This window comes from Arthrobacter sp. CAN_A212, from assembly GCF_015752345.1.
GTDB lineage: Bacteria > Actinomycetota > Actinomycetes > Actinomycetales > Micrococcaceae > Arthrobacter_D.
This window is the reverse complement of the sequence record NZ_JADOUT010000007.1, coordinates 1-13,921: the sequence shown is the minus strand read 5'-3', so window position 1 is coordinate 13,921 and position 13,921 is coordinate 1. Positions and strand designations below refer to the sequence as shown.

12 protein-coding genes, 1 pseudogene and 2 riboswitches are annotated in these 13,921 nt (G+C 64.9%); of the genes and pseudogenes, 10 read left to right on the top strand and 3 right to left on the bottom strand.

From position 1 onward, the window contains the following. Nucleotides 1-16: 16 nt before the first annotated feature. From IWX64_RS07320 to IWX64_RS07295, 6 genes are all read left to right on the top strand, one after another. Nucleotides 17-787, top strand: coding sequence for an SDR family oxidoreductase (locus IWX64_RS07320; RefSeq protein WP_196866493.1), 771 nt, complete (start codon nt 17-19; stop codon nt 785-787). 307 nt (nt 788-1,094) lie between these two features. After that, complete coding sequence (gene ileS, locus IWX64_RS07315) at nt 1,095-4,436, top strand: isoleucine--tRNA ligase (protein ID WP_196866492.1); 3,342 nt, start codon at nt 1,095-1,097, stop codon at nt 4,434-4,436. Continuing rightward, nucleotides 4,433-5,839, top strand: coding sequence for a bifunctional folylpolyglutamate synthase/dihydrofolate synthase (locus IWX64_RS07310; protein ID WP_395939828.1), 1,407 nt, complete (start codon nt 4,433-4,435; stop codon nt 5,837-5,839). The genes ileS and IWX64_RS07310 overlap by 4 nt, the downstream gene beginning before the upstream one ends. Nucleotides 5,840-5,849: 10 nt before the next feature. After that, nucleotides 5,850-6,323 (top strand): DUF4233 domain-containing protein, encoded by a 474-nt coding sequence (locus tag IWX64_RS07305; protein ID WP_334683198.1) that lies wholly within the window; start codon nt 5,850-5,852, stop codon nt 6,321-6,323. 41 nt (nt 6,324-6,364) lie between these two features. Continuing rightward, on the top strand, nt 6,365-6,781 hold the full coding sequence (gene ndk, locus IWX64_RS07300; RefSeq protein WP_196866491.1) for a nucleoside-diphosphate kinase: 417 nt from the start codon (nt 6,365-6,367) through the stop codon (nt 6,779-6,781). Nucleotides 6,782-6,852: 71 nt separating this feature from the next. Next, a complete protein-coding gene (locus IWX64_RS07295; RefSeq protein WP_196866490.1) occupies nt 6,853-7,815 on the top strand; it encodes an aldo/keto reductase in 963 nt (320 codons plus the stop codon). 52 nt (nt 7,816-7,867) lie between these two features. On the opposite strand, the gene IWX64_RS07290 is transcribed toward IWX64_RS07295, so the two are convergent. Further along, the gene (locus tag IWX64_RS07290) at nt 7,868-8,632 is read right to left on the bottom strand and encodes a 3-oxoacyl-ACP reductase (RefSeq protein WP_196866489.1); all 765 of its coding nucleotides are present in this window, start codon (nt 8,630-8,632) and stop codon (nt 7,868-7,870) included. Between the two features lie 58 nt (nt 8,633-8,690). Then, a riboswitch (TPP riboswitch) is annotated at nt 8,691-8,786 on the bottom strand. 90 nt (nt 8,787-8,876) lie between these two features. After that, a riboswitch (TPP riboswitch) is annotated at nt 8,877-8,977 on the top strand. On the opposite strand from IWX64_RS07290, the gene thiM reads away from it, so the two are divergent. The 4 genes from thiM to IWX64_RS07270 all read left to right on the top strand — a co-directional run bounded on the left by thiM (nt 8,969) and on the right by IWX64_RS07270 (nt 12,157). Next, on the top strand, nt 8,969-9,802 hold the full coding sequence (gene thiM, locus IWX64_RS07285) for a hydroxyethylthiazole kinase (protein WP_395939829.1): 834 nt from the start codon (nt 8,969-8,971) through the stop codon (nt 9,800-9,802). Its footprint overlaps the riboswitch before it by 9 nt. Continuing rightward, nucleotides 9,799-10,470, top strand: coding sequence for a thiamine phosphate synthase (gene thiE, locus IWX64_RS07280; RefSeq protein ID WP_196866487.1), 672 nt, complete (start codon nt 9,799-9,801; stop codon nt 10,468-10,470). The genes thiM and thiE overlap by 4 nt, the downstream gene beginning before the upstream one ends. Then, the gene (gene thiD, locus IWX64_RS07275) at nt 10,458-11,318 is read left to right on the top strand and encodes a bifunctional hydroxymethylpyrimidine kinase/phosphomethylpyrimidine kinase (RefSeq protein ID WP_196866486.1); all 861 of its coding nucleotides are present in this window, start codon (nt 10,458-10,460) and stop codon (nt 11,316-11,318) included. Before thiE ends, thiD begins: the two co-directional genes overlap by 13 nt. Before the next feature lie 137 nt (nt 11,319-11,455). After that, complete coding sequence (locus tag IWX64_RS07270) at nt 11,456-12,157, top strand: EAL domain-containing protein (RefSeq protein ID WP_334683197.1); 702 nt, start codon at nt 11,456-11,458, stop codon at nt 12,155-12,157. A 169-nt stretch (nt 12,158-12,326) separates the two neighbouring features. Here IWX64_RS07270 and IWX64_RS07265 read toward each other — a convergent pair whose 3' ends face one another. After that, complete coding sequence (locus tag IWX64_RS07265) at nt 12,327-12,779, bottom strand: HEAT repeat domain-containing protein (RefSeq protein ID WP_196866484.1); 453 nt, start codon at nt 12,777-12,779, stop codon at nt 12,327-12,329. A 9-nt stretch (nt 12,780-12,788) separates the two neighbouring features. Further along, nucleotides 12,789-13,921: pseudogene (locus IWX64_RS07260) on the bottom strand (hypothetical protein); the annotation flags it as partial.

Here is a 13,921-nt window from a genome sequence, read left to right as displayed (position 1 = left end):
ACGATAAGTTGGATCCATGACTTCCACACCAACGACGTCCACGCAGCGCACAGCAGTTGTCACCGGCGCGAGCACCGGCATTGGCGAGGCCACTGTCCGTCTCCTCGCAGCCCAGGGATGGCGGGTCTTCGCTGTTGCCCGGCGTGCGGACCGGTTGGCGGACCTCGCCGCCGAGACCGGTGCCATCGCTGTCCCCACCGATATCACCGCGGACGACGACGTCGAGCACCTCATCGAGGCTGTCACCGACGCCGGTGGCGCTGACACGCTCATCAACATTGCCGGGGGCGCGCGCGGGGCGGACCGGATGATCGACGCGAAGACCGCCGACTGGGAGTGGATGTACCAGGCGAACGTCGTGGGCACCATGAAAATGACCCGCGCGTTCCTTCCCCTGCTCCGCGCGCAGGCCCAGGGTGGCACGGTCCTGAACCTCACGTCCACCGCCGGCATGGTCTCCTACGAGGGCGGCGCCGGCTACAACGCGGCGAAGGCTGCCCAACGCGCGATGACCCATGCGCTCCGGCTGGAGGAGGCCGAGCACGGTGTCCGCGTCATCGAGGTGCTCCCGGGCATGGTGCACACCGAGGAGTTCTCCCTGAACCGGCTGGGCAGCGCCGACGCTGCCTCGAAGGTGTACGACGGCGTCGAGAAGCCGCTGACCAGCGAGGACGTCGCCGACATCGTCGCCTACGCCGTCACCGTGCCCCACCATGTCAACCTCGACGAGATTGTGGTCCGGCCGCTGGCGCAGGCCGCAGCCCACAAGGTGATCCGGAAGCAGTAGCCGGGCAGGCAGTCCGGCCAAGGGAGCCGATATCGGCTAGACTGGGGGCAACAGCTTTGACCCGGCGATCACCGGTGAGCTTCCGGAAGAACCCCCGCCGCGCCTAACCTGCAACAGGTCAGATATCCGGCAGGTCAGTAGAACCGGACGGGTAAGCCCGTCACAGCGGTCACGAAGTGGCAGCCGCGAGGATATTTCTCGCCGGCGGCAAGTGAGGTGGTACCGCGGGTTCGGCGCGGGGGTTGCAGACTGACCCCAGCGGATGGACGCGTCCTCGCAGGTAACTGAACCACACCTTGCCTACAGGATGAACAACATGCCACAGATCTACCCGAAGGCCACCAGCCTGGACAGCGCCGCCGACGCCTCTTCTTCCTCGGCGTCTCCGCGCTTCCCGGAAATCGAGGAGCGAATCCTCAAGTACTGGGACGCCGATGGCACTTTCCAGGCCTCAATCGACGCTCGCGACGCAGACCTCCGCGATGGCGAAAATGGCTCCAACGAGTTCGTCTTCTATGACGGGCCGCCCTTCGCCAATGGCCTGCCCCACTACGGGCACCTGCTGACCGGCTACGCCAAGGACCTAGTGGGCCGGTACCAGACCCAGCGCGGGCACCGTGTCGAGCGCCGGTTCGGCTGGGACACCCACGGGCTGCCCGCCGAGCTCGAGGCCATGAAGCAGCTCGGCATGAGCGACAAGGCCCAGATCGAAGCCATGGGCATCGACAAGTTCAACGACGCCTGCCGGTCATCGGTCATGAAGTATGCCGGGGAGTGGCAGGACTACGTGACCCGCCAGGCGCGCTGGGTGGACTTCGACAATGACTACAAGACCCTGAACGTCGACTACATGGAGTCGGTGATCTGGGCGTTCAAGAATTTGTATGACAAGGGCCTCACCTACAACGGCTACCGCGTCCTGCCGTACTGCTGGAACGACGAAACGCCGCTGTCCAACCACGAGCTGCGGATGGACGACGACGTCTACCAGGACCGCCAGGACCAGACCGTCACGGTGACCTTCCCCATCCTCGCCGGTTCCACCGCGCTGTCCCAGGATCTCGCCGGCGTGCAGGCCCTCGCCTGGACCACCACGCCCTGGACCCTGCCCACCAACGCTGCCCTCGCCGTCGGGCCGGACATCACCTACGCAGTGGTGCCCGCTGGAGCGTCACTGGCCGACGACGACCGCCGCTTCCTCATCGCCGCTGATCTTTTGGGCAACTATGCCAAGGACCTCGGCTACGCCTCCGCGAAGGAGGCGACCGCCGCCGTCGAACGTTCCCTGCAGGGCGCCGAGCTGGCCGATCTGGCCTACGAACCACTGTGGGATTACCTGACTGACCCCGAACAGGGCGGCTATCGGAACGCCTTCCGCTTCCTGGTGGCCGATTATGTGACCACCACCGACGGCACCGGCATCGTGCACCAGTCGCCCGCCTACGGCGAGGAGGATCAGAAGATCTGCGAGGAGGCCGGGATCCAGGTCATCCTGTCAGTGGATGAAGGGGCGCGCTTCCTGCCGATGTACGGGCACGGGCCCCTCGCCGACATTGTGGGACTGCAGGTTTTCGACGCCAACAAGCCGATCACCCGGGTGCTGAAGGACAGCGGCAGGCTGGTCCGCCAGGCGAGCTACGTCCACAGCTACCCGCACTGCTGGCGGTGCCGCAACCCGCTGATCTACCGTGCGGTGTCCTCCTGGTTTGTCGAGGTCACGAAAATCAAGGACCGGATGGTGGACCTGAACCAGGGCATCAACTGGATCCCTGAGAACGTGAAGGACGGACAGTTCGGCAAATGGCTGCAGAACGCCCGGGACTGGTCGATCAGCCGAAACCGGTACTGGGGGAGCCCTATCCCGGTCTGGCAGTCCGACGACCCCGCGTACCCCCGCACCGACGTCTACGGCTCTCTCGCCGAGATCCAGGCCGACTTCGGGCGGCTGCCGCTGAACAAGGCCGGCGAGCCCGACCTGCACCGCCCGTTCATTGACGAGCTGACCCGGCCGAACCCCGACGACCCCCGCTCCCCGGCGGAGGGTCAGTCCACCATGCGCCGGGTCGAGGACGTCCTGGACGTCTGGTTCGACTCCGGCTCCATGCCGTTCGCTCAGGTGCACTACCCGATGGAGAACCAGGAATGGTTCGAGTCGCACAACCCCGCCGACTTCATTGTGGAGTACATCGGTCAGACCCGCGGCTGGTTCTATATGCTGCACGTCCTCTCCACGGCGCTGTTCGACCGGCCTGCGTTCCGGAACGTCATCAGCCACGGCATCGTGCTGGGCGACGACGGCCAGAAGGCGTCGAAGAGCCTGGGCAACTACCCGGACGTCACCGAGGTCCTCGACCGTGACGGCGCCGACGCGATGCGCTGGTTCCTCATGTCCTCCCCGGTCCTGCGCGGTGGCAACCTGATCGTCACCGAGCAGGGCATCCGCGACGGCGTCCGGCAGGTCATCCTCCCGCTCTGGAACGTGTGGCACTTCTTCAGCCTGTACACGAATGCCGCCGCTGGCGGTACCGGATACGAAGCGAAAACGGTGGGCTCGGAGCAGGCCGACCGCCTCGCGGAGCCCGTCGACCGCTACATCCTCGCCTACACCGGAAATCTGGTGCGGGACATGACGGCGTCCCTGGATGCCTTCAACATCAGCGACGCCTGCGAGACCCTGCGCCGCTACCTGGATACGTTGACCAACTGGTACGTCCGCCGGAGCCGGCAGCGGTTTTTCGACGAAGACACCGACGCCTTCGACGTGCTCTACACCTGCCTCGAGGCTGTCTGCCGGGCGGCAGCGCCGCTGCTGCCCCTCGTCACCGAGGAAATCTGGCGTGGACTGACCGGCGGGCGTTCGGTGCACCTCACCGACTGGCCCGAGGCATCGGCGTTCCCCGAGGCTCCCGACCTCGTCGAGCGGATGGAACGCACCCGCCAGATCTGCTCCACCGGCTCCAGCCTGCGGAAGGCGGCCAACCTGCGGGTGAGGTTGCCGCTCGCCAACCTCACGGTGGTAGCGCCGTCCGCTGGGAACCTTGACGGTCAGTATCAGGGGATCATCGCTGATGAGCTGAACATCAAGAAGGTCCGGCTGATCGACGCGGCCGACGCCTCACCCGAGGAATTCGGGATTGTGAGCAAGCTCGTGGTGAACGCCCGTGCCGCCGGCCCGCGGCTGGGCAAAAACGTCCAGGCCGCCATCAAGGCAGCCAAGTCCGGTGACTGGTCGGTAACCGCCGACGGTGCGGTGACCGCCGGTGAACTGGCGCTCGAGCCCCACGAGTACACCCTGGAGACGGTCGTGTCCGACGACGGCGACAACTCCGGGAAGGCTGTCACAGTCCTGCCCGGGGGTGGGTTCCTGGTCCTCGACACGGAGGTCACCGACGAACTCGCCGCCGAAGGAGCGGCCAGGGACGCCATCCGTGCCATCCAACAGGCCCGCCGCGACGCTGACCTGCACATCAGCGACCGGATCACGACCACGCTCCGCGCGGCACCCGAACTGGTGGACGCGCTGACAGCCAACGCACCGCTGATCAAGGCGGAAACGCTGACCACCGACCTGCACTTCGTCGCCGCATCGCCGGCTGACGGCGCGCTGACCGTCGGCGAGTACACAGTCACAGTAGAGAGGCACCCATGAGCCAGCAGACCCCGGAACCAATGGACGCCGAAGGCCCGGCCCCGGTAGGGAGCTTTGACCGGTTCTCGGTCGAGAGCGTCTACGCTGAACTACTCAGCCGGGCGCCCGAGAACAAAATGGAACCCCGGATGGCGCCGATGCTCAGGGCGATGGAGATCCTTGGCGAACCCAACAAGGCGTACCCGATCATCCACCTGACCGGGACCAACGGGAAGACCTCGACCGCACGCATGGTCGAGGGCATCCTGCGGGCCCACGAGCTGCGGACCGGACGCTACACCAGCCCCCACCTGAGCAGCGTCACCGAACGGATCAGTATCGACGGCGAACCGGTCTCGGATGAGACCTTCGTCCGGATCTGGGATGAGATCCGGCCGTTCCTGGAAATCATCGACGGTGAACTGGAAGCGGCGGGGGACCCCCGGCTGACCTACTTCGAAAGCATCACCATTCTCGCGTTCGCGGTCTTCGCCGACGAGCCCGTCGACGTCGCCATCATCGAGGTAGGGCTCGGCGGCATCACCGACGCAACCAACGTGGGCGACGGCCAGGTAGCAGTTGTCACGCCGATTTCCCTCGATCACACCGAGCTGCTCGGTGACACCGAATACGATATTGCCTTGGAAAAGTCGGGGATCATCAAACCGGGCGGCTTCCTGATCAGCGCGGCCCAGCCCCACGAGGCCGCCCAGGTGCTCCTCGAGAAGGCTCGCGAAGTCGGCGTTGAGTTCCGGTTCGAGGGAGTTGAGTTCGGGGTCGAAACCAGGACCATCGGCGTCGGCGGTCAGGTGCTGTCCATCAACGGGATAGCCGGCCGGTACGAGGAACTGCTGCTGCCCCTGCACGGGGCGCATCAGGCGCAGAACGCCGCCGTCGCCGTCGCCGCCGTCGAGGCATTCATCGGTGGCGGGACCCGTGAACTCGACGCCGCGGTGGTCCGCGAAGGGTTGCGAACCGTCACCTCGCCGGGGCGGATCGAAGTGGTGCGCACGGCACCGAGCATCATCGTCGACGCGGCGCACAACGCGGCCGGCGCCAAGGCAACCGCGGCAGCCGTCAAGGAAGCCTTCGACTTCAGCCGGTTGATCCTGGTGGTCGGCGTGCTCCAGGACAAGGATGCGGGAGCCATCCTGGCCGAGCTGCATGAGGAACTGGGTGGCATCCTCGAGGACGTCTGCCTGACCCAGTCGAATTCACCGCGCGCCATCCCTGCTGCTGATCTGCTGCAGGACGCGCTAGCGGCCGGGTTCGCCGAGGAACACGTCCACATCGCCGAACGGCTCGACGACGCGCTTGAATGGGCCGTCATGAAGGCCGAGGAAAACAACGACCTCGCAGGGGGCATCCTCATCACCGGTTCGATCACGGTGGTGGGGGAGGCCCGCACCCTGCTGGGTAAGTAGGGGAGTGCACATGGAGCAAAACCGGAAACGCCGTATGACCAAGGCGCAGCGGGAGTGGCGACCCGGAATGCCGAAGAAACGGCGTTCCATCAAAGTCACCTTTGCCTCAGTGGTCCTCACCCTCGAAGCGCTGGTGGTTTTGTTTGCGACCCTCGCCGCATTCGGCTTGTTGCGCGACACCATCTCACCAGTGTTGATCCTAACCGTGGGGATTGCGTTGGCCATCGCACTGGTCGGGGCGTGCGCGTTCCTGACCAAGCCGTACGGCATTGCCATCGGCTGGGTGCTGCAACTGGTCATCATCGCTACCGGGTTCATCGAACCCACCATGTTCCTGATCGGGGTGCTGTTCGCCCTGACCTGGCTGTACGGAATCCGTACCGGGATCCGCCTTGACGCCGAAAACGAGGAGCGTGACCGTCAGCAGGCCGAATGGGAACGGGCGAACCCCGAGGGCGGGTCAGAGCCCGGCACTAATGTTTAGTAGAGTTCCACTGGCCATACCCAACACTTTGGAGGACTTCTGTGAGCGCTGAACGCACTCTTGTACTGATCAAGCCCGACGGCGTTTCCCGCGCTCTGTCCGGGACTATTCTGGCCCGGGTTGAAGCCAAGGGGTACACCCTGGTGGACCTGAAAATGGTGTCGGCCACCCGTGCAATGCTCGAAGAGCACTACGAGGAGCACGTCGGCAAGCCCTTCTTCGAACCGCTCGTCGAGTTCATGCTCAGTGGGCCCATCGTCGCCGCGATCTTTGAGGGCGAGCGGGTCATCGAAGGATTCCGGTCCCTCGCCGGTGCCACCGAGCCAACAGCCGCCGCACCCGGCACCATCCGGGGAGATCTGGGCCGGGACTGGGGTTTGAAGGTGCAGCAGAACCTGGTCCACGGTTCGGACTCGGCAGAATCGGCGCAGCGGGAAATGGGTATCTGGTTCGCCTGAACCCGAACATGAGAGATTTTACCCGGGGCACCAGAAGGTGCCCCGGGTAACCGATGTTGTAGCGTAGTCCCATGACTGAATATCGCAGACTTGGCAACTCCGGACTGAACGTTTCAGTGGTGGGGCTCGGTTGCAACAACCTGGGCCGCTCCGGAACGCCCACCGAGACGCAGCGTGGCACCAACGCCGTCATCGGAGCCGCCATCGATGCGGGAATCAACTTTTTCGACGTGGCCGATTCCTACGGCAAAACCCCCGGCCTGAGCGAGGAAATGCTGGGCAAGGCACTCGTCAAGAACCGCGACGACGTGCTCATCGCCACCAAATTCGGCCTGGACCTGAAAGGCGCCAACGGTCCGGACTGGGGTGCGCGCGGATCGCGCCGGTACATCATGAAGGCTGTCGACGCATCGCTGCGACGCCTGGGCACCGACTGGATCGACCTGTACCAGTTCCACGCGCCAGACCCGCTGACGCCCATCGAGGAGACCCTTTCTGCGCTGGACGCCCTGGTCACCAGCGGCAAGGTCAGGTACATCGGCCATTCCAACCGGGCCGGCTGGCAGCTCGCCGAGGCCGAGTTCGTAGCCCAGCTCGGCGGATACACGCCCTTCATCTCGGCCCAAAACCACTGGAATCTTCTCGAACGCGGGATCGAAGCCGAGGTTGTCCCCGCAGCCGAAGCGTACGGGATCGGCGTGCTCCCCTTCTTTCCCCTCGCCAACGGACTGCTGACCGGCAAGTACAGTGCATCGAAGGTTCCGGCGGGCAGCAGGCTCACCCACTCCCGCACCAACCTGCTGGACGGCGCCGACTGGGACCAGCTCGCCGACTTTGGAGCCTTCGCAAGGGCCCGTGACCTGACCGAACTGCAGGTTGCCTTCTCCTGGCTGGCGGCCCAGCCGTCCGTCGCCTCGGTCATTGCGGGCGCCACCAAGCCGGAACAGATCGAGCAGAACGCCGAAGCGGTGTGCTGGGTACCCTCAGAAACGGAACTGCAGGAGCTCGACCGCATTTTCCCGCGGGCCGCCTAGACCAGTCGAAGCTCCTTGGCCGCCTGGGAGCCGGGACTGATCAAGGCATTGATCAGTCCATCACCAACCCGCCATCAACCACCAGGTTCTGCCCAGTTACGGACCGGGCCCAGGGCGAGGCGAAGAAGAGGACAGCGTCGGCGAACTCCTGCGGAGTGGTCACCCGCCCCAGCGGGGTTGATGCGGCGATGTAATCGAAGACGTCGTCGGGGGTCCCGGCGCTGGCGTCAGTGGTGCGCAGGAGCCCCCCGGAGACCATGTTGACAGTGATGTTCTGCGGGCCAAGGTCTTTCGCCAGGGTCCGGGTCAGCGCAAGCAGCGCTGCTTTCGCCGCGATGTAGTCGTGATAAGGCACCACAGGGTTCTGGAACAGGTTCGTGCCGATGTTGATGATGCGCCCGAAGTTGTGCCCACGCATTCCCGGAAGTGCTGCCTGCGTGGTGTTCAGGCTGGCTTTGACGCTGCCGGCGAACTGGGCGCTGAAATCAGTCCAACTGATCTCCGCTGCGGTGGAGCGGGCATCCCCATTGAAAGTGAATGATGCCAGCGCGTTGTTCACCACCGTGGTGACAGGAGCTCCGAAGTGCACCCGCGCTCGTTCGAGGAGATCGCCGACCTGCAAAGGGTCCGTTACATCCGCTGCTGCAGCCAATGCCCGTTCCGGACCGATCTGGGCGGCGAGCTCGTGAGCCTGGGCTGAGCTGGCCCGGTAGTTAATGACTACGCGGGTGCCTTCAGCCGAGAACGCCTCGACGATGCTCCGGCCCAAGCCCCGACCGCCTCCGGTAACCAGGACAATCTGTTCGGTGAGTTGCATGCAGTACCCCGTCTGAAGTCGTGTGATAAGCGGGGCGAAAAGACGCATGAACCGACCGAAAAGACCGGATGGACATCCCTTCGCCAGTCCGAACTGGATCAGGTTCGACGGGTATGATCTCAGCCAGCAAGAACCGGCACCCCGTGTCGCTCCTGACACAGTAACCGGCGGGGAGACCGTCCCGCTACCCGGCAGGGCTGGCGCGGGGATTTGGGTAGGTCTGGGGCGTAGCGGTTAGGGTGGTGACCATGGCACGGGGTGCTGCTCACCAGAAGCAGCTGAGAATTGACACCCGTTGAACCTGATCTAGTTCGAACTAGCGAAGGGATGTCGTGGATGACTGTTCGTCATGCATCATCTGATTGTGCTCGACTGCTCGAAGAATTACGGTCCACCACCCCCTTGGTCCAATGTATTACCAACGCGGTGGTGACCAACTTCACCGCCAATGTCCTCCTCGCGGTCGGGGCGGCGCCGGCCATGGTGGATATTCCCTCGGAAGCCAAGCAGTTCGCCTCCGTCGCGTCGGGGATCCTTATCAATTTGGGAACTCCCCAGCGGGATCAGCAGACGGCGATGACCGAAGCCGTGGTTGCGGCGAATGCCGCCGGGACGCCGTGGGTGCTGGACCCCGTGGCCGTCGGATTCCTCTCTGTCCGCACGGAGCTGGCCGGTCAGCTGGCGGGGCGGAGCCCGAGGATCATTCGGGGGAATGCCTCCGAGATCCTCGCTTTGGCGGGTGCGGGCTCTGGTGGTCGCGGAGTCGATTCCACCGACGATCCTCTGGATGCTCTGCACGCGGCCCGGTCACTCTCACGGTCGACGTCGTCGGCTGTGGCCATATCAGGCGCCCACGATCTCATGGTTGGTCCGGATGGAGATGCCGTAGTCGTAGCGAACGGGCATGCCCTGCTTACGAAGGTGACGGGTGGGGGCTGCGCGCTGGGGGCCGTCATGGCTGCCTTCGCCGCTCTAACCGACGATGCCGTTCTCGCGGCCACTGCGGCCACGGGTGTGTACACCCTCGCAGCGGAGCAGGCGGCGGCGCGAGCAAACGGACCCGGGAGCTTCGCCATCGAATTCCTCGACCGGCTGGCTGCCGTGACACCCGACGACGTCGCCTCCGGTCTGAATCTCCTTGCGGTGAGCCCATCGGACGGCGCGCGATGAAGCGATGGAACGAGGCGGTGACCCTTCGGGACCAGCTGTCTCTGTACCTTGTGACTGACACTGGCCTGTGCCAACCTACTCCGGTAGCCGACGTCGTTGCAGCGGCGGTGGCCGGCAGCGCGACCATGGTTCAGGTGCGCGACAAGAACGCGTCAACCAGGGGTCTGCTCCAGTTACTTCTCGCGGTTGCCGAATCGGTTGGATCGATTGTCCCCGTGTTGGTCGACGACCGGGTTGACGTCTTCCTGGCTGCTCGGGCCCGCGGAGCACAGGTCGCCGGAGTGCACGTTGGTCAATCCGACCTGCCCGTCCATTTGGTGCGGTCAATCGTCGGTCCGGGTGCGATCGTAGGCCTCAGCGCTGCCACCGGCAGCGAAATCGGGACCGCTCACAACCTGCCGGCTTCGACCGTGGACTATTTGGGGATTGGTGCCATCCATGCGACAGCCACCAAAGCTGATCATCCCGATCCGTTGGGAACCGAAGGATTCGGTGCTCTGGCTTCGGGAAGCTCTTTGCCGTGTGTGGCAATTGGCGGGATCGGGGTATCCGATGTACGCCCCCTCCGCGACGCCGGGGCTGCAGGGGTCGCGGTCGTCTCAGCCGTCTGTGCGTCGACCGATCCGGAGGCAGCAGCGCGAGAGTTGGCCGGCCAATGGCGATCCTAGGGCCGCTTGCCCTCCGCCGGGTCCCCCGCGTTCTCAGCATCGCCGGAACGGATCCCACGGGCGGGGCGGGCATCCAGGCCGATCTGAAGAGTATTGCCGCGATGGGCGGTTACGGGATGGCTGTCGTGACAGCGCTCGTCGCGCAGAACACGAGAGGCGTCCGCTCGGTGCACACTCCACCGACCCCGTTTCTGCGTGAACAGTTGGATGCAGTGAGCGACGACGTGACCATCGACGCCGTGAAGGTCGGGATGCTCGGTGACGTGGCGACCATCGAGGTTGTCCACGAGTGGCTCCTCCGCGTTCAACCACAGCTGGTGGTGCTTGATCCCGTCATGATTGCCACCAGCGGCGACAGACTGCTGGCTGACTCGGCGGAAGCATCCATGCGGGGCCTGGTCGGAACGGTAAGCCTGGTAACGCCTAATCTGCCCGAGCTCGCGGTTCTGGTCGGCGCTCCGGTTGCCACGCACTGGCCGGAGGCCCTGGACCAGGCGCAGCGGCTCTCTGCCAGCACCGGAACGGCTGTCCTCGTCAAGGGTGGGCACCTGCTCACGGATTCGAGCCCGGATGCCCTGGTGGATGCGGCAGGAATGGCCGGGGAGACCCTTCGCGAGTTCCTCGCTCCCCGAGTCCCGACCGACAACACCCATGGAACAGGGTGTTCATTGTCCGCTGCCGTTGCGACCGTCATGGCGCGCACGGGGGACTGGGGTATCGCCGTCAGTGAGGTGAAGAAGTGGCTGCAGGAGGCCTTGACTTACGCCGACGAATTGCAGGTTGGTGACGGTAGCGGACCGATCAACCACTTCCACCACTTATGGCCAGCAGCATTGCCGGGCAAGTGAATACCTGGGAACGGTCCGACACGCCGAAATCGACTGACATCCGGCCCCCGTGACATACCGTAGACCCAACCCCCGAGAGGATCCCCATGGCATGTGACGGCTGCAGAACTTCGTCAAAGTTGGACTTTGACTTCAGCATGGCCTTCCAGCCGATCTATGACGCCGTCGCCGGGCGGGTCTGGGGCTATGAGGCACTGGTCAGGGGCTTCGCCGGCGAAGGTGCCTACGACGTCCTCTCGCGGGTGACACCGGAGCAGAAGTACCGGTTCGACCAGGATTGCCGGGTCAAGGCGATCGAACTGGCCTCGCGGCTGTTCCCTGCGGATCAGGAACTGAAGCTTTCCATCAACTTCATGCCAAACGCTGTCTACGAGCCGGCTGCCTGCCTTCGCGCCACGCTGCAGGCCGCCGCCCGCTATAGCTTCCCGACGTCCGCAATCATGTTCGAGTTCACCGAGAACGAGGAGGTGTCCGACACCGGCCACCTCACGAACATCATCACCGAATACCGCAGGCACGGCTTCACCACCGCCATCGACGACTTTGGGGCCGGGCACGCGGGGCTGGGGTTGCTCGTCGAGTTTCAGCCCGATCTGATCAAGATCGACATGCTGCTCATCCGTGGGATCGACGCGAGCCCGGCCCGGCAGATCGTCGTCGCCAGCGTCGTCGATATGGCGCACAAGCTTGGCATCACCGTCCTCGCCGAGGGTATCGAAACCGAAGGGGAGTACCTCGCGCTCAAGGCGGTCGGAATCAGCCTGTTCCAGGGGTACTGGTTCGCGAGGCCAGCGTTCGAGGAGCTTCCGCCGTTGCGTCACGTGTTGGTTGGTAGCTAGCGGCTGTCGCGCTTTGCCTGGCGTCTGGCAGCCTTCCCCCGGCCACCGGATTCGACCACTTCTCCCGCCGCTTTCCGGCGATAACTCGTCGTGTACTTATTGCGTGCACGCCGGATACGTTGGTGCAACGCCAGTAGCCCGTCCTCATCGAGAACAGCCAGGCGGTCTGCTAACGCATCCGACCGAGTGCTTCGGCGGCGAGCTTGCGCAGGCCGGGATCTGGTGCACCTTCAGAGACCTCGGCCACCTTGTCGCGCACCTCGGCGGAGAGTCCGGTAGACACCGACCGCAGCGAGAGCTTCTGCACCCCCTGATCATCATCGAGCATGAGACTGCCCAGCACCCTGCTGGCCGACTCCGGAGGCAGCATCGCCGCGGCCTCGGCCGCGGCCACCCGAACCCGGGCGTCGTCGTTCGCCGCCGCCGCCGCAACGACCTCCTCCGACTGTGCGCTGTCGATCGCACCGGCAAGGTAGGCGGCCTTGGCAGCAAGTCCGGGTTCCGCCTCACGGACCAGGGTCAGCAGATGAGGAAGGGCCTCTGGGCCGAGCCTCGAGGCTTCGGGGTAGTCGACCTCATCCGGGTCAAGGGCTGCCCGGACTTCCTCCATGGTTACTGACATGGCGCTCTCCTAAACGTTCACTGTTAGTGCGCTGTTGACCAGCGTAGTGGTTTCCGCACCGTCGAGATCGGGTGGCGGATTAGTGACATTCCAGGTGCCCCCACCCGTCATCAACCGGTCGGTCGGCGTGACATGGGGTAGGCCCAGCACGTGGCCTACCTCGTGGCCGAGGGTCCAGCTGCTGGCCGTGGAGGACACCGCGCAGCTGGGGCGGCCGGCTGGGAAGGCTGCACATCCGTTCGACGGCGGATTGGTACTTCTCACGAAATAGACCGCCACATGGTCGTTGCCGACATTGGCCCGGTTTCCATACAGCTGGTTCTGTTCGGTGGTGGTCGATCCCATGGTGCACCCGCCCACATCGAGGTCCGTGAGCAAGGGGAGGTTGAGGTTCTCGGTGGAACCGAGAGCAACATTGATGCCCCGGCTGGCGTAGACGGTCCGCATGGCCTGCACCATCTGGTCCACGGTGAAGCTCGTGGGAGCGGTCAGGATCTTCAGATGCAGGACAACGGTCGGGACCAGGCTCCACGCCTTCGACCAGGCGCTGCCGTCGGTGCCGCGGACAAAGACGTGCTCATGCTCCTGCCCCATGGTGTCGGCGACCGGTTCGGAGGCGAGAACACCGCCGTCGTTGTGGCGGCCCCAGTCGTGCCAGGCGCCGTTCCAGAAGGCTTTTTGCCAGAGGGCGTTGTCTGCGCCGCGGACGTAGATGTTGCAGACCGTGTTGTTGCGGGACACGATCGACGGTCCGCCGGTGAAACCGCCGGCGGGGGCGCCGTGGTTGAACCAGCCGGACCAGCCGCCGCTTCCAGTCCAGGCTTTGGACCAGACGTTGCCGTCGGTGCCGCGGACAAAGACGTGTTCGTGGTTGTCGCCCATGGAGCCGGGGGCGGGTTCGGAGGCGAGAACACCGCCGTCGTTGTGGCGGCCCCAGTCGTGCCAGGCGCCGTTCCAGAAGGCTTTCTGCCAGAGGGCGTTGTCTGCGCCGCGGACGTAGATGTTGCAGACCCTGTTGTTGCGGGACACGATCGACGGTCCGCCGGCGAAACCGCCGGCGGGGGCGCCGTGGTTGAACCAGCCGGACCAGCCGCCGCTTCCAGTCCAGGCTTTGGACCAGACGTTGCCGTCGGTGCCGCGGA

What these genes read in the sequence shown, in the direction of transcription:
- IWX64_RS07295 (WP_196866490.1), top strand. Translation starts at nt 6,853, where the DNA reads ATGACTGAATATCGCAGACTTGGCAACTCCGGACTGAACGTTTCAGTG.
- IWX64_RS07310 (WP_395939828.1), top strand. Translation starts at nt 4,433, where the DNA reads ATGAGCCAGCAGACCCCGGAACCAATGGACGCCGAAGGCCCGGCCCCG.
- IWX64_RS07270 (WP_334683197.1), top strand. Translation starts at nt 11,456, where the DNA reads ATGGCCTTCCAGCCGATCTATGACGCCGTCGCCGGGCGGGTCTGGGGC.
- thiD (WP_196866486.1), top strand. Translation starts at nt 10,458, where the DNA reads ATGGCGATCCTAGGGCCGCTTGCCCTCCGCCGGGTCCCCCGCGTTCTC.
- IWX64_RS07320 (WP_196866493.1), top strand. Translation starts at nt 17, where the DNA reads ATGACTTCCACACCAACGACGTCCACGCAGCGCACAGCAGTTGTCACC.
- IWX64_RS07290 (WP_196866489.1), bottom strand. Translation starts at nt 8,632, where the DNA reads ATGCAACTCACCGAACAGATTGTCCTGGTTACCGGAGGCGGTCGGGGC.
- IWX64_RS07265 (WP_196866484.1), bottom strand. Translation starts at nt 12,779, where the DNA reads ATGTCAGTAACCATGGAGGAAGTCCGGGCAGCCCTTGACCCGGATGAG.
- IWX64_RS07305 (WP_334683198.1), top strand. Translation starts at nt 5,850, where the DNA reads ATGGAGCAAAACCGGAAACGCCGTATGACCAAGGCGCAGCGGGAGTGG.
- thiE (WP_196866487.1), top strand. Translation starts at nt 9,799, where the DNA reads ATGAAGCGATGGAACGAGGCGGTGACCCTTCGGGACCAGCTGTCTCTG.
- ileS (WP_196866492.1), top strand. Translation starts at nt 1,095, where the DNA reads ATGAACAACATGCCACAGATCTACCCGAAGGCCACCAGCCTGGACAGC.
- thiM (WP_395939829.1), top strand. Translation starts at nt 8,969, where the DNA reads ATGACTGTTCGTCATGCATCATCTGATTGTGCTCGACTGCTCGAAGAA.